Genomic DNA, 17091 nt, shown 5'->3' with positions numbered 1-17091 from the left:
GGTTATTACATGAAGAAGATAGGGGTTATAGGGGCAATGCAGATTGAAATAGACTTACTTTTAGATAGGCTGTTTTCTAAAAGATTGTTGTTTTTAAATAGGTTTTTATTAGATAGAACATTAGGGAGAAACCAAAACCTATGAAAATCTTTAAAACCTTTATTTTAAATTGCCTGAATTTCTTGAAAATCCCTGAATTGAAACTGCCGAAAGAAGCGATTGAAGAGTTTGATACTCTCTATAATGATTTTGTTTCAGAGGGAAAGGGCGACTTTTTTGAATATAAAAGCAGCTACCCAAAATATTTATTTTTGAATTATTTGATTGAAAATAAAACCGTCCTTGTTCATGGTTCAAATCATTCGGATATAAAGATTTTTGAACCAAGGGATTCCACTCTATTTACAGGTAAGCCTGTTAAAGCAGTATTTGCATCATCTGACGGGGTATGGTCCATGTTTTTTGCTGTTATAAAGAGAAGTGGATACCGCGGAACGATAAGAAATGCATGTTTTACAAACAAAACGAAGAACGGGATTAAACGATATTACTTTTTCTCTGTTAATGAAGAATACAAAAACGAGCCATGGACGGATGGGACCATTTATATACTGCCTAAGCCATTTTTTAAACAAGGCGGTGTTAATGATGAATGGATTTGTGAGATGGAAGTAAAACCACTTGCGAAACTTTCAGTAACACCAAAGGATTTTATATTTTTAGACCAAGTTAACTATCATAATGAAAAGGATTCTACTATAAAAACGTTTGTAAAAGCGGTTGTTTTAAATAGAAAGTGACAGGCGCCTTCCATTTTTATGGGAGGTGCCTGTCACTTTCACATAATCCGATCCAAAACAAACATTAGATGATGCGGCTAAAGCAACTGACGTGCAATTGATATCGCCAATCGAACAAATGGAAAAAAATAATAGCTGTTGAATGAAAGAGAATGATATAAATAGATAAGACTATCTCTATTTTTGAAGGTTGTCTTAATGAATTCGCAAAATAGTGAGGGGCTTTTTAGGATGAAGGGTTATTTATTTTTAACGATCGCAATTGTAAGTGAAATTTTCGGTACTTCTATGCTTAAAGCATCAGAAGTGTTTACAAAATTTTGGCCGAGTGCGGCGTTTATTGTCGGCTTCGGTTTAGCATTTTATTCTCTTTCACTAGCTTTGCAATATATCCCTTTAAATATAGCGTATGCCATCTGGTCTGGAGTGGGCACAGCCTTGACAGCTTTGATAAGTATATTAATCTGGAAAGAAAAAATAAGTATTCAAGGCGTCATAGGAATGCTCTTAATAATCGCAGGCGTTGTTATTCTTAATCTAGGTAAATCTACCAAGTGACAGGCACCTCCCGTTTTTCTGGGAGATACCTGTTACTTTTTTTGAATTAATTGCACAACTGCCGGAATATCAGCGGGAGCCCATTTTAATGAGTCCAGGTTTTCTCTCTTAAGCCAGATAAGCTTTGAATGCTCACTTCGTTCTGGAGTTCCTTCTACAATTCTGCACTTAATGGCGATGAGAGTAATGATAAACGTTTCGTGTTCATGGGTATGCTCATTGAATAATGCTTCTTTTTCCATTGAAAAGAAGTTGATTGGAACGGAAGGTGCGAGACTCCTGCGGGAGCAGCGGGACAGGTGAGACCCCACAGGCGCAGAGCGCCGAGGAGGCTCACCGCACGCCCCGCGGAAAGCGAGCATCCTGGAGTGAAAATCAACTACTTCTTAAATAGCAACAAATTTTTATACGAAAACAGCCTTTTTTAAAAACAATTATTTTGTTCAGTTGTGATATGTCCTCTTTCTAAAGCTTTTAGTGATTAAAATCACACTTCAAAACAGTTAATACTTTTATAATAGTGTTAATTCGATTTATTCGGTCAATTGGAGGCTTCTATATGTTTGTCAGCAAAAGAAAATACTTGGAACTAGAAATGAATAGAAATAAAATGCAGGACCAGCTCAATCTGGCTGTTGAAGAAATAGAGAAAAAGGAAGAGATTTATAAAAGTTTTATGGAGCAATTCAATTTTGAATTGTCTAACACCATTCATCAGCATGAAAAGGTAAATGGCCAGCACCATATGATGGGTGACTTGGTTTTGAAAATCAAAAATCGATTTGATAAGGTAAATGCTCTTAGTCTCTTATCTTTTAATAATACGAATGAACTTCACTTAAAAGGCAATCACCTGATAGAATCCGCAGATAGTATGGTGGCAAAATCAGAAGAAGGCAAGGAACTAGTAGGAGAAATGGAGCAATTAATAAAGAAGCTGGGAGAACAGCTGGATGAAACTTCTTCTAAGATGAACCAGTTAAATGAACGATCCAAGGAAATTGAAATGATTGTTAAAGTAATTAAAGATATCGCAGACCAAACCAACCTATTATCTTTAAATGCTTCGATTGAAGCAGCAAGAGCAGGGGAACAGGGAAAAGGATTTGCCGTCGTTGCCGATGAAGTAAGGAAATTGGCTGAAAGTACTGCAGCGAGTACCAACAATATTAGCATCTTAACACAGAATATCCAAAAGGACATACAAGCCACATTAGCTTCTACAAATACGAGTACTGGCCTGATTAAAGATGGAATAACGCTGAGCAGAGATACCACTGAAAAAATTGACGGCATTTCTTCCGTGATTGACAATGTTGAAAGTGAAGTGAATGATGTATTAATGAAAATAGAAGAACAAAAGAGATTTTCCCAAGAGGTCATGAGTGAGATGACTAATACGAAGACGATTTTTGAGGATGTAAACGAAATAATCCTCCAGCATATAGAAGATGCAAGTGTAGTAGATGTAAAGCTGGAAGAAGCGATGAAACAAATCAGCAGTACGGCAATAATGGTATTGGAGAAGGAATGAAAAACCATAAATATTTTGGTGCCTGCCTGGTTGCAACTGAGGCAGGCATTTTTTAATTTGTTATACTATGTTAAAAAGGATGGTTAGCTCGGAAAAGTTATTAAGAAAATATGTTGTATATTGTTGCTGTGGTATAATTTGGAATGTATTTTGAAGGAGGAATGAATATGCTTAAACCCCCATCAAGGGAAGAATACCCAGCTTATTATGAAGGATATATTGGTATGGTTCCAGAAGGAAGTTTATTAGATATTCTTTCTAAACAGATTGATGATATAACCGCATTATTTACGGGAATTTCGGAAATACAGGCAAATTATCGTTATGCATTAGGAAAATGGACTCTAAAAGAGGTAATCGGGCATATTACGGACACAGAACGTATTATGAGCTACAGATTGCTTCGTATATCAAGAGGTGACCAAACTCCTCTTGCTGGCTATGATGATGAACAATACGTAAAAGAAGCTTTATTCCAATCAAGCTCAATAGCTGATTTACTTGAAGATTTTACAGCGGTTCGGCGCTCAACCCTATCTCTATTAAAAGGGTTGTCTGAGGAAGCTTGGAACAGAAAAGGGTTTGCTAACAATGGAGAGATATCTGTAAGAGCGCTTGCATACATTATTGCGGGCCATGAGCTTCATCATATAAAAATCATTAAGAATAAATATTTAATTTAGCATAAAAACGCTCCCAGATTTATATGGGGGTCTTGCTGAGGTGAACGAGATGTGCGGACGGTTTACGTTAACGGCAACCTTTGAACAGCTAATCGATCGCTTTGACATTGAAGCGGCTATGGCAGAAGAATTATATCAATTAAGCTTTAACGTTGCTCCTTCCCATTCGGTTGTATCTGTCATTAATGACGGAACGAAAAACCGTCTTGGTTTGCTGCGATGGGGACTGATTCCTCCCTGGGCGAAGGATGAAAAAATCGGTTATAAAATGATCAATGCAAGGGCAGAGACCTTAACAGAAAAACCAAGCTTTCGCAGTGCCTATCAAAAGAAGCGCTGTCTGATCGTGGCCGATTCCTTTTATGAATGGAAAAAAACAGAAGAGAAGAAAACGCCGATGAGGATAAAGCTTAAATCGGAAGAACCATTTGGTATGGCCGGACTTTGGGAGTCGTGGAAATCACCTCAAGGGGATATGGTTTATTCCTGTACAGTAATCACTACTGAACCCAATGGATTAATGGCATCCATTCACGACCGCATGCCCGTTATCCTTAATCCAGAAGATGAAAAAACGTGGCTGGATCCTTCTATAACGGATGTGCGGGAGATAAATAAACTTCTGCAGCCCTACAACGAGGAATGGATGGAAGCTTATGAAGTTTCAAGCCTTGTGAATTCACCAAAGAATAATTCAATTGAGCTGATACAGAAAATTTCTTGAGGGAGCAGATGCTCTCTTTTTTATATATGGCCATTTTTAAGCCGTATATACAAATGGTTACTTAATTTTACTTATTAAAAATTGCAATTGAGCATAAAATGTGTATAATTACTTACAAATACTTAAGTGGAAATGAGTGCTTGTGCCTTGTATCAAGAGGAAAGATTAATCGCTATTTTAGATTATTTAAAAATGAATAACCGAATTACTGTTGAAGAAATTTGTACACTATTCGATGTCTCACGAGATACAGCAAGAAGGGATCTTGTCAGGCTTGAAGAAGAAAAATCGATTGTACGGACACGGGGCGGAGCTATTTTACCATCAATCCATGATGAAGTGAAAAACTACTCGAATCGCCTTAAAACAGTATCTGAAGAGAAAAAGATTATTGGAAAAATAGCAGCATCTTTAATTTATCCCGGAGACCGGGTGATACTTGATGCTTCCACAACTGTTCAATCTTGTGCGGAGCATATTGAGAATATGGATTGTACCATTATTACCAACTCCATTAACCAGGCAGAGGTTTTATCGTCTAAGCCTGATGTGAATATTCAGCTCTTAGGCGGGACCCTGCAAAAAGAGCACCGGTTTTTGTATGGTTCATCTGTAGTAGAAAAACTCTCTGAGTATCAAGTCGATAAAGCATTTGTCGGAGTGGTAGGGATTTCCGAAAAAGGATTGACGATTGCCCATGAAGAGGATGGGATGGTGAAACGCAAAATCATTCAGCAGGCTAAACAGGTGATTGTTTTAGCCGACCATACAAAGCTGGGGAACACAGATTTTTTCCGGTATGCGGATCTGCAGGATATTGATTTGTTGATTACGGATAGAACGCCTTCAAAATCGTTCAGAGATTTGTTGAGTAAATATAATGTTGAATTGATGACAGCGGATCAAGATGAAGAAGGAGTGGAATGAAATGGTGAAATTAATTGCCGTGGATTTGGATGGGACGTTGTTAAATGAGCATAACAGAATTAGTGAAATAAATCTGGAGGCTATCAAATTTGCTAGGGCAAATGGTGTAGAAGTAGTCATTGCAACGGGCCGTGCCTATTTCGATGTCCAGGCGATCCTAAAGGATACAGGGCTCAAAACCTGGGTTATTGGTGTGAATGGTGCGACAATCCATCAGCCAGATGGGGAGCTGTTCCACTCTGTACCTATAAATAAAAATGATGCGCTAGACATTCTGGACTGGCTTGAAAAAGAGGAATTTTATTACGAAGTGTTTAGCAAACATTCCATACTGACTCCGCAGAGTGGGCGGGAACTTTTAACAATCGAAATGGACAGAATCAAAAGCGCAAATCCTGATGTAGATATCAAAAAGCTGCAGCATGCTGCACAGAAACAATACAGCCAAACAGGGTTTACTTTTATTGAGTCATATAAAGATCTTCTGGAGACGAATGAGGATATTTATAATATCCTAGCTTTTTCTTTTTATGAAGAGAAGCTGAAAAAAGGTTGGGCAAAATTTGAGCATAGAGAGGATTTAACAATTGTTAAATCCGCTAACCATAACTTTGAATTAGAACACCGGAACGCTTCAAAAGGGAATGCCCTGAAAATTCTTGCGAAAAAGTTAAATATTCAATTAGCGGATACAGCTGCTGTGGGTGACAGCTTCAACGATTTATCCATGCTGAAGGTGGCGGGAAGAAGTGCAGCGATGGGGAATGCCCATAAGGAAATTAAAGATGCCTGCCATGAAGTGACTCTGCCTAATATAGAGGATGGAGTGGCCCATTTTATTTATTCATTAACTCGCAATCCACAAACGGTTTCATAATGTTTTTCTAACATACAATACTGTAATTCTGATTGGCGTAACGCATTTGCGGCGTGACAATCAGTGGAGATGGCAGGCATTTCCAAATAAATGAAAGGTGCCTGTCACCCTCCAGGATTCTGGAAAATAACAGGCACCTTTTTATTGATATTGAGGTGATAAATGAATATCCTCATCCGTCATGATGTGTGGATGGCTTTTCATTAATGCTGATTTAAGGTCCTCTGGCATTCTTTCTGCTTCATAGGCACATACCAAAGTTAACCCAAATTCATGTACGACTTTATCCGTTTGTTTTTCAAATCCTTCCACAATGTGCGAGGGACCTTCCAGCGTACCCCATTCCACATTAGTCCAGGTACGGAAAGAGATATTGTTTTCTAAGTAGGGTGTATTGGTTTTAGTAAGATATTCAAAAATTGATGGAGGATGGTAACCCCCACTGGAAAGATAAAAATCGAAGTTACTAATAACTTGAATTTTCTCCAACTGGCTGCTGGATAACAGCTTGTTCAACTGTTTGTTTAATATGCGTAAATTTTTTTCATTTTCAATCAGGATAATAGAATCCCCTGCCTCAATGCCATCTATGATATAAGCGATTGCATTTTGTAAATAAAGTTCCTTATCATTATATGCATACAAAATATGAGCGCATCTATTGGCAGTCAATAAGTCGTTAAATTTATTTTTCAAGTAGGTCAACCCTCTTCACTCTTCTTATTTCCTCTAATGATACATTTCCTTACAAAAAAAAGAAATCTTCCTGTAGGTTTACCTTCAATAGGTAATGCTTTTGAAAAGTATTCCCGTCTCCTTCAAAGCACCAATCTCAATTTTCGTGTAATATTAATTAGTATTGTATTATGTTTCGTGGAGGATATATGTTGGAAACAAATCAAACCTTTAATGAAATTTTTTCAAGGCTAAAGAGTATTATGATCAGCTATGAAGGTGAACTTGAAGTGAAAGTGGACACAGATGAAAACTATTATCTTGATACGAAGCATGTGATGGAACATAATAAGAAGCCTCTATTCTTTGGCGCTGTACAGATTAAGAAGAATTATGTGAGTTATCACTTAATGCCTGTATATGCATGCCCAGATTTATTGGAGAATTTATCGGCCAATTTAAAAAAGAGGATGCAAGGGAAATCATGTTTTAATTTTAAAAAAGTCGATGAAGAGGTTTTTCAAGAACTGGGTGATTTAACGAAAAAGGGATTTGAAAAATTCAAACGTAAAAATCTTATTTAAGCTAAAAGGAGAGCCAAATGGAAAGATTAAATGCTGTAGAAGTACAAGAAAAGTTAGTCGGTATTGCAGATTGGAAGCTGACAGACGAGAAATGGATTGAAAGAAAGTATCGTTTTCTCGATTTTTTAAATGGAGTGGAGTTCGTTCAGAGTGTGGCAAATCTGTCTGAAGAGGCTAATCATCATCCATTTATCGCAATTGATTATAAAGTGGTTACATTGAAGCTGTCATCCTGGAATGCAAAAGGCCTGACTCTATTGGACTTTGAACTGGCAGAGAAATTCGATGAGTTATACAGCCAAATTAAAAAAGGTTGACAGAACAAAAAATGTCCTGTATTTTTTTACTTGTAGACTTTAACGCTTAAAAGCGTTTTAGCGTTTAGGCATTCAAGTATATAAAAGCTCAGCATGATAGTAGTACCTGCAGCACAGCAAATAGAGACTGGATGGTTGGTGAAAATCCAGGTATGGCAGAGTGCGAATTACCCATGCGGTTCAACGGGCTTATTTTTTAGAGTGGTCAGGCAATCGAAAGCCTGTCAACAAGGGTGGTACCGCGGAGAGTCTCTTCGTCCCTTATTTGGGATGGAGAGACTCTTTTTGTTTTGCGAATTTTGGATGGTGCCTGGCACCTGCCAACTACTGGAAGGTGCCAGGCATCTTGAAAGGCACCCAGAAAAGGAGAGAGAGAAATGAAAGCAACAGCTACAAAGATACCTCGGCATTTACAAAAGTTTGTGGTGGATCAGCAATATGAAAAGTACACCCCAATCGATCATGCCGTTTGGCGGTATGTAATGAGGCAAAATCATCACTTCCTTAAGGATTCAGCCCATTCAGCTTACATTGGCGGGCTAGCCTCATCTGGAATTGCGATTGAAAAAATACCGAATGTAAACGAAATGAACGAGGCACTCGCGCCATTTGGATGGGGAGCTGCCAATATAGACGGATTTATTCCTGGAGTTGTCTTTTTCGACTTCCAGGCGCATGGCATTTTGCCGATCGCATCGGATATTCGGAAGCTGGAAAATATCCAATACACACCTGCACCCGATATCATTCATGAAGCGGCAGGCCATGCACCGATTCTAGCGGAAGAAAAATTTTCGGAGTATGTAAAGCTGTTTGGAAAAATCGGATCTAAAGCACTCGCGACAAGTGAGGAGCATGAACTATTTGAGGCAACCCGCCAATACTCGAACCTATTGGAAAGCGGACAGGCGACGGAGGCAGAGATTGCGGCTGCAAAAGCAAACTTTGAAGAAAAGCAGGCTATGGTAACAGAGCTTTCCGAGGCAGAGAAAATTTCCCGATTATACTGGTGGACGGTTGAATACGGGTTAATCGGCACAGTAGATCAGCCTAAAATCTACGGAGCAGGACTGCTATCTTCGGTTGCGGAAGGAAGAAACAGCTTAACATCTGCCGTGGAAAAATGGCCATTTGATTTGGACCGTGTGATTGAAACTGGTTTTGATATTACGAAACCGCAGCCCCAGTTATTTGTTTGCGAAAGCTTCGAACAATTGATTGATGCGGTCAAGGAATTCGCCAGCACGATGGCGTTAAATGTGGGTGGAACAGAAAGTTTGGATAAAGCCCTTTGCTCCAACCATACTGCAACATTTGAGTATAGCTCTGGTCTGCAGCTTACTGGGACATTGCGTACTATCTTTAAGGATGACAACGGTGAAGCCATTTACATTAAGACGGAAGGACCTTCAGCATTAGCGTTTGAAAATAACGAATTAGAAGGGCATGGTAAAGGGACACATGCAGATGGTTTTGGAGCACCGATTGAAAAGCTAAAAGGTATTGATACACTAATGGAAGATTTGACAGATGAAGAGTTGTGTTTGATTGGAATCGAGGTCGGGAAGGAGTGCGTTCTCCAGTTTGAAAGTGGAGTGACAGTTAGCGGGATTGCTCAGCAGCTTTTTCGCAAAAATGGAAAACTGATTCTAATTTCTTTTACAGATTGCAAGGTTTCTCTAAATGAAGAGATTTTATTCCATCCCGATTGGGGTACATTCGATCTGGCGGTCGGGGAAAGGATCACTTCCGTTTTCGCTGGTGCAGCCGACTCGGAGCAATTTTTTGCTGATTTAGAAGAAGTCGAGCAGCCTGCCTTACAGAGAAAAGAGCAAACACCGCTTGAACAGCTATATGGGAGAGTGAGAGATTTACGTGTGAATCCTGTTGAATGTGACAGCTTAGAGGAAGAATTGCTAAGCGTCATAGATGCTTTAACAACTGAGTTTAAGCAGGATTGGTTATTGAGAATAGAAGTATTAGAGCTCCTTTCAAAACATGAATTGTTATCTGAAAAGCAGACCATGCTCATGGAGCAACTGGAGGATATAAAAAAACTGAATCAAGAGCTTCCAGAATTAGTAGAAAGAGGGATAAGGCTAGTTTAATAGAACGGAGTGACAGGCACCTTCCAGATATTTGGAAGGTGCCTGTCACTATTTTTATTCTACGATGCTTTTCAGAAAGCGCACTGTATGCTTGAACGCTGTTAATTCATTTTCCTTTTTATTAAAACCATGCCCTTCGTCAGGGAAAAGCAAGTAATCAACTGGAATGTTTTTGCTTCGCAGTGCTGCGACGATTTGTTCGGATTCGGACTGCTTTACTCTTGGGTCATTAGCTCCCTGAATAATTAATAATGGTTTGGTTATATTTTCGAAATAGGTCATTGGTGATTGTTCTATTAAACGATCACGGTCTCGAACCGGATTGCCTATCCAGGAATCCATTCGATTTTTCCAGTGGGGAGGACATGTTTCGATAAGCGTAAATAAGCTGGTCGCCGCATATGTCGACACAAGCTTTAAATTTCTCAGGGTGGCGTCCGGATAAAAGCAGGGACATATAACCGCCGTAACTTCCTCCAAATAAAATGAATTTACCGGAATCCACACCCCGATTTTCTGCCAGCATCTCAACTCCAGCCAAAATGTCTAATCGGGGAGCTCCACCCCAATCGCCTTCAATCATTTTTAAAAATGAAGTGCCATAATTAGGGGTTCCCCTAAAGTTAGGAGCGAAAATACTGAACCCCTCTTGAAGGAGATATTGGAAAAATCCATCATAAAAAATCTGTTCGTTGTATTGTGGCCCCCATGCGGGTACACAATGACATGGCCATTACTATTTTCCTTCTTCGCCGAATAATACATGGCTTCGATTTCTACACCATCAAAAGAAGGGTAGGTAATGAGTTCGGGTTTTACAAGTTCCTCTTCTGAAATAGTTTCTACTTGATTCTCAAGCAATGGTAACCACTCTTTGTCTTTTTGCTTTTGAAAAATCGTCACTGGTTTTCTTGCGGAGGACCCACAAATATAAACAGAACAAGAATCCGTGATTAAGAAATCTTGAATCGTATCAGTCGGAAGATTCAAATCGTTTAAAGCATGATTTTTAAGATGATAGGAATACAGCCGGTCAACAGGACCTTTTTTCGTCTTTATATACAGTTCTCCGCTAGTACTGCAATACTTGATGGATTCAATATCCTCTCTGAGGATTTCCAGAACCTTTTCGAATTCCCCTGTATGAAAATCATATTTTGCAAGATAGGTAAATTCATGACCATAGTTTGTACCAAAGTAGACTATGTCCTCTGAAATATAGCTTAGGGAAGAGACGCGGTATTCCTGCTTTGCATCTGGAACTAATTCAACTGCGCATCCATTACTTGTTCCGTAGATTTTCATATTGCTATGATTGGTTCTTGCAAAATAAGCAAATTCTGCTTCATTTGGGCTCATGCCAAGTAAGTGTGTTTCTGCCTCCTGACCCTCATGCAACAATTTCTCCAGACCAGATTTTATATCATATGAAAAGATTGAAAGGTACAAAGGATTATCTTTTGTGGATGTATAGAACAACCGTAATCCATCCTGGGACACTCCTCCCAAAAAATATCGGCTTTGAGGTTCGGTTCGAATGTCCTGCCAGTTTCCACCGTTTTGATTGACTGAATAAAGATGCGAATTTTCGTTGCCATCTTTATCGCTTGTGAAAAAGATGGAAGTTTCCTTCGTCATAGGGTTAGATGAGATTGAAATGGCTTCTGTTTTTTGATTGTGAAAGGTTAGTTGTTGTGGTGCAGCACTGCCGTTTAATTCTAATTTCCATAAATTATAATTCCCATTGGAATTTGAGCTGTAAATCAAAAAGGATTCGTCCTCGCTAATGGCAAATGCTGAAATGGAAAACGGCTGTAGATATTGCTCCAGTGTTAGTTTTTTTGTCTTAAGCATGGTCATCATACTCCTTTTAGGATATTCATTTCATTACAGACAACGCGCTTGCAAAACAAGGAAATTACCTTCACTGTGTTCATCAAATCCTCGATATCCATGCATTCATCGTAACCGTGAATCCGGTTATTCGCTGTTCCACGCCATAGTTGATCGCAGGAATTCCATTTTGGATGAACCATCTTGAGTCTGATTGTCCCATAACGCCTATTACCGGCAATACTTTTCCATTGATCTCCTTGCTTGCTTCTTGCAGAGTGGCAATCAGCTGATGATTTTCTTCCATAATAGTCGGCACGGTTTTTGCCTGGTTGGTTTCAACGCAGAAAATATTCATTTCTTGATCATCCTCTTGTAGCTTTTGAATCATTCGATTAATTCGAGAGATTATTTCTTCAATGGATTGTTCTGGAATGATACGAATGTCGACCTCTATCTCACAGCTTCCCGGGACGACATTTGATTTAGTGCCGCCTTTGATTACTCCAACGTTTATAGTTGTATATTTCATGCCATGGATACTTGAAGGCTCTTTTTGCAGATCCTTTTGCAGGCTCTCTAATCCACTGATGACTTTGGCCATTTTCTCAATCGCGTTGATTCCGTTCCATTTGAAACCAGCGTGGGCAGGCTTTCCGTTAGAAACAATTCGAAGCTGAGTCATACCTGCCATTGCCCGGATGATTTCCTGGCTGTATCCTTCTACTAAGGCAAAATCTCCTTTTAGCAGTCCTGTGCGTGTCAAAAAACCTGCCCCAAGCTCTCCGCCCGTCTCTTCATCGCAGGTAGCTGCGATGATTAGATCTCCGGAAAGTCTGGCTCCTGATTTTTTAAGTGCTATGACCGCACCAATATAGGCAGCAAGGCGCCCTTTTGAATCAGTAGCACCTCTTCCATATATTTTCCCATCGTTAATTACTCCTGAAAAAGGAGGGTAGTTCCACTTCTCGATATTATCTTCGGGAACAGTATCAAGATGGGCATTTAAGATTAAGGAAGGTCCTGTTCCGTTTCCTTTTAGAGTTGCAATAACATTCTTTCTCCTCGTAGTTAATTTTTTTTCGCGTACGAGTTCTTGTGGGACTTCAATCACTGCAACGCTTAATCCATACTCCAATAATCTGCGTTTCAAATAATTGCTTATCTCCTCATAATCTCCCGGTGGATTCACACTTGGAATTTTTATCATATCCTGCAAGAGAGCAAGAATTTCATTTTCTAGATGTTCAACCGCCTCAATAATTGCATTCTTCATACCTATTGGCCTCCTATCTTTTTCAAAAAGAATAATGCAAGATGCGTGCCAAAATCAGAATGCTGGCGATCGAATAATTAGGTAATTTTATTTTAAAAAATAAGTTGAATTAGGTTGATTAAACAACCTAATTCAACCTAATGTGCTTGTAATAGATTTTAAAGTATCAATTCCAAGCTGAGTGATCCAGCTTCCTTGTCTAGTGGATCCAATTTCAACCAGATTGTGTTTTTTTAAAGCAGCCATCCTGTGTTTAATTTGCTGTGAAGAAAGAGGGGTGATTCCATGTTCTTTGAAGTACAATTCCATCGACGTTCTGCCAGTATTCCAATTGTTATGTTTTGCTCTTTCCAAGTAGGTGAGTATGGAAATGAACTCATGAAGGCTTCCTTCGGATTCAAGCTGATTCAGCCCTGTTGTGGACGAAGCTACTGTCTGATTGGATAGTTTTAACTTGTCGGGCAGGTCTTGTATTTCGATTGTGTTATTCCTCATGATGGCAGATAAATAATAAACAATGTTTTCGAGTTCTCTTACATTCCCAGGCCAATTATAGGAAAGAAGGAGTTCTTCTGCTTCATTTGATATTTCGATCGTGTTGATACCCTGCTTTGAAAAGAAGAATTTTGTCATAGGAATAATATCTTCTTTTCTACTTCTTAACGGAGGAAGCATGAGTGGCAGGACGTTAAGACGGTAGAATAAATCTTCTCTAAACTTTCTTTCTTCAACGAGCTTTAGCAGATTTTTATTAGTAGCAGCAATAACCCGGACATTGATGGGAATGAGCTGGGTTCCTCCAACACGAAGGATTTGCTTTTCCTGCAATACCCTCAGGAGTGAGGCTTGAATGGATTCAGAGGCGTCACCTATTTCGTCAAGGAAAATGGTGCCATTGTGTGCAATTTCAAAAAAACCAGGCTTTCCACCTTTTTTAGCTCCGGTAAAGGCTCCATCCTCGTAACCAAAGAGCTCGCTCTCAGCTAACGAATCCGGTAATCCGGCAAAATTTATAGGAACAAAAGGTTCGCTTGTTCTGGAAGAAAAGTGGTGAATCGAATGGGCAAATAGTTCTTTTCCTGTCCCGTTTTCTCCTGAAATAAGGATGGACTGATCAGCCCGTGCAAGCATGGCTGCTTTATTGATTGTGCTTTTAATGGTTTGTGATTCCCCGATTATATGGCTGAACTGGTATCTTGAAACGAATCCTCGTGAAATGATTTTCCTTCTAATATCTTGTTCGCTCTTTTGAATATAGCTTTGGGGATTTATTGGCACTTGTAGGTGAAGGGCAATTTCTACAATCGTAGAAAAGTCTAATGGCCTGAAACCGATATCGTATATCTCCGAAAATAAGTCTGTACGAATTAATCTTCTGTCATGTGTAATAACGGTTTTTATTTCACTATCCAGGTTAGACTCGTCATTAGGGTAGGGTAGCATGTTTAATTGAAGTCCAAAGCTTTTCAGCAGCTCAATCGTTTCAATAGATGCTTCATATGTATTATTGGCTACATAACAAGTTGACGTACGGGGAATTTGCAGCAAAGGCTCTATGGATGCTGCAGCAATTGTTCGTTTAGCGGAAATTTCCTTGATTGTATCAGGAAAGTCTGCATCTGCATGGTCATATTGATTAGTATTGAGAACAAGGGAAATGTCATTACGATTCCCCGTATGTTTGCCACTTTGAACCTCAATCTTGCCCTGAAATAAATCCTCCAATTGCTTTCTAATAACATGAAAGGTTTCTTCACTTTTGGTATTAAGTAAAATAACTTTCCTCTTAATAACTATCCCCCAATTTTGGCGACAGGCACCTTCCAATTAGTTGGAAGGTGCCTGTTGGTTTCCAGAAATATGTCAGGTGCCTGTCACCTTCCAGGTATGTTCCAGGCACTTCGTTTTACATTTCCATTGCCGTGTTTTCCGGTTCGCTGAGTGAGCGGGTTTTGCGGAATTTAACAAAGAATGCTGTTGTCAGTATGATTGAAAGGGCTCCAAAGAGGACGCACATCAGCTGCAGGCCAACTGCATCGAGAAGGAAGCCGGTAATAAGCAGGACAACCTGGAACGTGATCCGGTCAAGCATATTCCGGAAAGAGAAAAAACGACCATGATACTCTTTCGGCACCTTTGTTTGAAAAATAGTAGCAGCTGTAGGGAAAAAGCAGCCGACTGAAAAACCAAAAATGAAAAAGGCTATAAGTGTGAAAACGGCATGGTCCGCTAAATAAAGAGAAATCTGGGCTAGCCCAATTACAAAGGAACAGGTAAATAAAATATTGTAGGGTGAGAATTTATCGCTAATTTTTTTAATGATAAAAGCCCCGGTCATAAAGGCCGTTCCTTCTGTTGTGTAGATCCATCCTTTAATGGATGCACTATGCTGCAGCTCACTAATATCCATGACTAGAAGATTGAAACCCCCAATAAACAGGAGGGGTATTAATATCAAAATAAGGGTCATTCCAACAATCGGGAGATTCCTGATGATTGGGAAGACTTCCTTAAAGCCTGCAGACTTTGTTGCTGTGGCTTTATGTGATGGATCTTTCGTTTTTTCTTCTATCCTTAAGAACCAGGTGAAGACAAACAATATAATATAAGCCGCAAGCGACAGGGTATAGACCGATTGTAAAGGCATGATGACGAGAAGAATACCGGCTACAGCTGTTCCGATGATACGTGAAAGTGTTGTGACATTCATATAAACACCGTTTAACACGAGCAAATCTTTTTCAGCAACGACAAGCGGGATTGCTGCCTGCAGTGCAGGGAAATAGAAAGCAGCAGAAATCTGGAGGATGACCAGGAAAACGAGCATCCACCAGACTGAATTGGTATGGATGGCGATAAGCATAAAAATAACACTGAATGCACGCATAAATCCTGATAGCAGCATGACTGTCTTTTTGTTCGTTTGATCGATGAGTTTGCCGGCATACGGACCGACCGCAACTCCTGCAAGCAGGCCAGCTGCCAAAAGCAGCGACTTTAAGAAATCAGAGGGTACATTCCCTTGCATAAACTCTAAATTTCCAATAATACCGATCCACAATCCAAGGCCGGCAACAAATTCTCCACTTAATAAAATCCACACATTTCTATTTTTCCACATCGGATTGACCCCCTCTGACTGTAATGCTTCGTCTTTCGAAATACTATAATCATCTTACTACAAAATGTGAAAGAATTGTGAATTTTTGGCTAAATTAGTTGTGTCTATTTTTATAAAAAAATCGACATATAAATGGGGAAAAATGTTCAGTATTAAAGAGAAATTGCCCATGCTATAATGCTCCATATGTCATGGATTTCAATACAAGACAAGGCAGGTGTCGGATGAGGATTAATAAATATATCAGCGATACGGGATATTGTTCGAGAAGAGAAACAGATCGGTTAATCGAGGCAAAAAGGATTACTATAAATGGAATAGTGTGTGAGCCTGGGGCGGATGTTAGGCCGGATGACCTTGTTCAGATTGATGGGAAGGCGATTCCAGAAAAAGAGGCGCCAGTCTATATAGCGCTTAACAAACCGGTTGGGATTACATGTACGGCAGCGAAAGCGGTCAGCGGGAATATCATTGATTTTGTTGGCTATCCATCCCGGATATTTCCAGTCGGCCGTCTTGATAAAGCATCGGAGGGATTGATTTTATTAACGAATGATGGAGATATTGTCAATAAAATGATGCGCTCGGAAAACGGGCATGAGAAAGAATACTTAGTGACAGTGGACAAGTCGATTACGGCAGATTTCATTCGTGAAATGTCCAGCGGGGTTGAGATACTCGAGCAAATCACCAAGCCATGCGAGGTGTTTAAGGTAAGTGAGTTCGAATTCCGTATCATCCTCACACAAGGGCTCAACCGCCAAATCCGCAGAATGTGCAAAGCCCTTGGCTATAGAGTGGAACGGCTTGAACGTGTCCGAATTATGAATATCCTCGTTGATGGAATAGAAAAAGGGCAGTGGAGAGACCTTACAAATGTAGAATTGGAGACGCTGCTTTCAGAATTAAACTAAACCGTTTCCTGGATGAGGGGAACGGTTTTTTGATACCTCAAAGCGGAACGCCATAACAGGGGGAGAATAACCAGAATAAAGACATACTTTCTTTTTGAAAATAAAAAATGTAACCAAATCCAGTTGATTTACGACTATACATACGTAAATGGTTGAAAGG

Annotated in this window: 20 protein-coding genes; 12 read left to right on the top strand and 8 right to left on the bottom strand. The window is 39.6% G+C overall.

Translation table 11 applies throughout. The features are described 5' to 3' along the window. Positions 1 to 9: 9 nt before the first annotated feature. From RCG23_RS09430 to RCG23_RS09420, 3 genes are all read left to right on the top strand, one after another. On the top strand, positions 10 to 144 hold the full coding sequence (locus tag RCG23_RS09430) for a hypothetical protein (protein WP_308179489.1): 135 nt from the start codon (positions 10 to 12) through the stop codon (positions 142 to 144). Further along, the gene (locus RCG23_RS09425) at positions 141 to 800 is read left to right on the top strand and encodes a hypothetical protein (protein ID WP_308179488.1); all 660 of its coding nucleotides are present in this window, start codon (positions 141 to 143) and stop codon (positions 798 to 800) included. Before RCG23_RS09430 ends, RCG23_RS09425 begins: the two co-directional genes overlap by 4 nt. 231 nt (positions 801 to 1031) lie before the next feature. Beyond that, complete coding sequence (locus RCG23_RS09420; protein WP_308179487.1) at positions 1032 to 1358, top strand: DMT family transporter; 327 nt, start codon at positions 1032 to 1034, stop codon at positions 1356 to 1358. Between the two features lie 32 nt (positions 1359 to 1390). Here the strand turns inward: RCG23_RS09420 and RCG23_RS09415 are convergent, their stop codons facing one another. Continuing rightward, positions 1391 to 1669, bottom strand: coding sequence for an NUDIX hydrolase (locus tag RCG23_RS09415; protein WP_308179486.1), 279 nt, complete (start codon positions 1667 to 1669; stop codon positions 1391 to 1393). A 248-nt stretch (positions 1670 to 1917) separates the two neighbouring features. On the opposite strand from RCG23_RS09415, the gene RCG23_RS09410 reads away from it, so the two are divergent. From RCG23_RS09410 to RCG23_RS09390, 5 genes are all read left to right on the top strand, one after another. Beyond that, on the top strand, positions 1918 to 2892 hold the full coding sequence (locus RCG23_RS09410) for a methyl-accepting chemotaxis protein (protein ID WP_308179485.1): 975 nt from the start codon (positions 1918 to 1920) through the stop codon (positions 2890 to 2892). 167 nt (positions 2893 to 3059) lie between these two features. Continuing rightward, complete coding sequence (locus RCG23_RS09405; protein WP_308179484.1) at positions 3060 to 3575, top strand: DinB family protein; 516 nt, start codon at positions 3060 to 3062, stop codon at positions 3573 to 3575. A 49-nt stretch (positions 3576 to 3624) separates the two neighbouring features. Continuing rightward, positions 3625 to 4299 carry an SOS response-associated peptidase gene (locus RCG23_RS09400; RefSeq protein WP_308180019.1) on the top strand — a complete coding sequence of 225 codons (675 nt, stop codon included), beginning with the start codon at positions 3625 to 3627 and terminating at the stop codon, positions 4297 to 4299. 147 nt (positions 4300 to 4446) lie between these two features. Next, entirely contained in the window at positions 4447 to 5226 is a 780-nt protein-coding gene (locus RCG23_RS09395) for a transcriptional regulator GlcR (RefSeq protein ID WP_308179483.1), read from the top strand. 4 nt (positions 5227 to 5230) lie between these two features. Further along, a complete protein-coding gene (locus RCG23_RS09390; protein WP_308180018.1) occupies positions 5231 to 6103 on the top strand; it encodes a Cof-type HAD-IIB family hydrolase in 873 nt (290 codons plus the stop codon). 141 nt (positions 6104 to 6244) lie between these two features. On the opposite strand, the gene RCG23_RS09385 is transcribed toward RCG23_RS09390, so the two are convergent. Beyond that, positions 6245 to 6799: an MEDS domain-containing protein gene (locus tag RCG23_RS09385; protein WP_308179482.1), complete on the bottom strand. Its 555-nt coding sequence runs from the start codon at positions 6797 to 6799 to the stop codon at positions 6245 to 6247. Between the two features lie 188 nt (positions 6800 to 6987). Here RCG23_RS09385 and RCG23_RS09380 point away from each other — a divergent pair, with 188 nt between their 5' ends. The 3 genes from RCG23_RS09380 (at position 6988) to RCG23_RS09370 (ending at position 9787) form a co-directional block, all read left to right on the top strand. Continuing rightward, entirely contained in the window at positions 6988 to 7362 is a 375-nt protein-coding gene (locus RCG23_RS09380; protein WP_308179481.1) for a hypothetical protein, read from the top strand. Between the two features lie 17 nt (positions 7363 to 7379). Next, positions 7380 to 7679 carry a 4a-hydroxytetrahydrobiopterin dehydratase gene (locus RCG23_RS09375; RefSeq protein WP_308179480.1) on the top strand — a complete coding sequence of 100 codons (300 nt, stop codon included), beginning with the start codon at positions 7380 to 7382 and terminating at the stop codon, positions 7677 to 7679. Positions 7680 to 8056: 377 nt separating this feature from the next. Continuing rightward, complete coding sequence (locus RCG23_RS09370) at positions 8057 to 9787, top strand: aromatic amino acid hydroxylase (RefSeq protein WP_308179479.1); 1731 nt, start codon at positions 8057 to 8059, stop codon at positions 9785 to 9787. A gap of 54 nt (positions 9788 to 9841) precedes the next feature. On the opposite strand, the gene RCG23_RS09365 is transcribed toward RCG23_RS09370, so the two are convergent. From RCG23_RS09365 to RCG23_RS09345, 6 genes are all read right to left on the bottom strand, one after another. Next, positions 9842 to 10198, bottom strand: a complete 357-nt coding sequence (locus RCG23_RS09365; RefSeq protein ID WP_308180017.1) for an alpha/beta hydrolase family protein — start codon at positions 10196 to 10198, stop codon at positions 9842 to 9844. Continuing rightward, positions 10092 to 10472: an alpha/beta hydrolase family protein gene (locus tag RCG23_RS25940; RefSeq protein ID WP_374049846.1), complete on the bottom strand. Its 381-nt coding sequence runs from the start codon at positions 10470 to 10472 to the stop codon at positions 10092 to 10094. Before RCG23_RS25940 ends, RCG23_RS09365 begins: the two co-directional genes overlap by 107 nt. After that, positions 10373 to 11641 (bottom strand): TolB family protein, encoded by a 1269-nt coding sequence (locus RCG23_RS09360; protein ID WP_308179478.1) that lies wholly within the window; start codon positions 11639 to 11641, stop codon positions 10373 to 10375. The genes RCG23_RS25940 and RCG23_RS09360 overlap by 100 nt, the downstream gene beginning before the upstream one ends. Positions 11642 to 11723: 82 nt before the next feature. After that, on the bottom strand, positions 11724 to 12896 hold the full coding sequence (locus RCG23_RS09355) for a M20 family metallopeptidase (protein WP_308179477.1): 1173 nt from the start codon (positions 12894 to 12896) through the stop codon (positions 11724 to 11726). Positions 12897 to 13028: 132 nt separating this feature from the next. Beyond that, positions 13029 to 14723, bottom strand: coding sequence for a sigma-54 interaction domain-containing protein (locus RCG23_RS09350; RefSeq protein ID WP_308179476.1), 1695 nt, complete (start codon positions 14721 to 14723; stop codon positions 13029 to 13031). A gap of 79 nt (positions 14724 to 14802) precedes the next feature. Next, positions 14803 to 16017: an MFS transporter gene (locus tag RCG23_RS09345; RefSeq protein WP_308179475.1), complete on the bottom strand. Its 1215-nt coding sequence runs from the start codon at positions 16015 to 16017 to the stop codon at positions 14803 to 14805. A 224-nt stretch (positions 16018 to 16241) separates the two neighbouring features. Between RCG23_RS09345 and RCG23_RS09340 the strand changes: the two genes are divergently transcribed. Then, complete coding sequence (locus RCG23_RS09340) at positions 16242 to 16931, top strand: pseudouridine synthase (protein ID WP_308179474.1); 690 nt, start codon at positions 16242 to 16244, stop codon at positions 16929 to 16931. Positions 16932 to 17091: the final 160 nt, after the last annotated feature.

Source organism: Neobacillus sp. PS3-34 (assembly GCF_030915465.1).
Classification (GTDB): Bacteria; Bacillota; Bacilli; order Bacillales; family Cytobacillaceae; genus Neobacillus_A.
Note: the sequence above shows the minus strand (reverse complement) of the source record. Positions and strands in the feature narration are given on the sequence as shown.

Bases quoted from the DNA above. Each gene is read 5' to 3' on its own strand.
- RCG23_RS09400 (WP_308180019.1), top strand. From the start codon at position 3,625: ATGTGCGGACGGTTTACGTTAACGGCAACCTTTGAACAGCTAATCGAT.
- RCG23_RS09375 (WP_308179480.1), top strand. From the start codon at position 7,380: ATGGAAAGATTAAATGCTGTAGAAGTACAAGAAAAGTTAGTCGGTATT.
- RCG23_RS09410 (WP_308179485.1), top strand. From the start codon at position 1,918: ATGTTTGTCAGCAAAAGAAAATACTTGGAACTAGAAATGAATAGAAAT.
- RCG23_RS09355 (WP_308179477.1), bottom strand. From the start codon at position 12,896: ATGAAGAATGCAATTATTGAGGCGGTTGAACATCTAGAAAATGAAATT.
- RCG23_RS09340 (WP_308179474.1), top strand. From the start codon at position 16,242: ATGAGGATTAATAAATATATCAGCGATACGGGATATTGTTCGAGAAGA.
- RCG23_RS09405 (WP_308179484.1), top strand. From the start codon at position 3,060: ATGCTTAAACCCCCATCAAGGGAAGAATACCCAGCTTATTATGAAGGA.
- RCG23_RS09370 (WP_308179479.1), top strand. From the start codon at position 8,057: ATGAAAGCAACAGCTACAAAGATACCTCGGCATTTACAAAAGTTTGTG.
- RCG23_RS09345 (WP_308179475.1), bottom strand. From the start codon at position 16,017: ATGTGGAAAAATAGAAATGTGTGGATTTTATTAAGTGGAGAATTTGTT.
- RCG23_RS09420 (WP_308179487.1), top strand. From the start codon at position 1,032: ATGAAGGGTTATTTATTTTTAACGATCGCAATTGTAAGTGAAATTTTC.
- RCG23_RS09425 (WP_308179488.1), top strand. From the start codon at position 141: ATGAAAATCTTTAAAACCTTTATTTTAAATTGCCTGAATTTCTTGAAA.
- RCG23_RS09430 (WP_308179489.1), top strand. From the start codon at position 10: ATGAAGAAGATAGGGGTTATAGGGGCAATGCAGATTGAAATAGACTTA.
- RCG23_RS09360 (WP_308179478.1), bottom strand. From the start codon at position 11,641: ATGCTTAAGACAAAAAAACTAACACTGGAGCAATATCTACAGCCGTTT.
- RCG23_RS09380 (WP_308179481.1), top strand. From the start codon at position 6,988: ATGTTGGAAACAAATCAAACCTTTAATGAAATTTTTTCAAGGCTAAAG.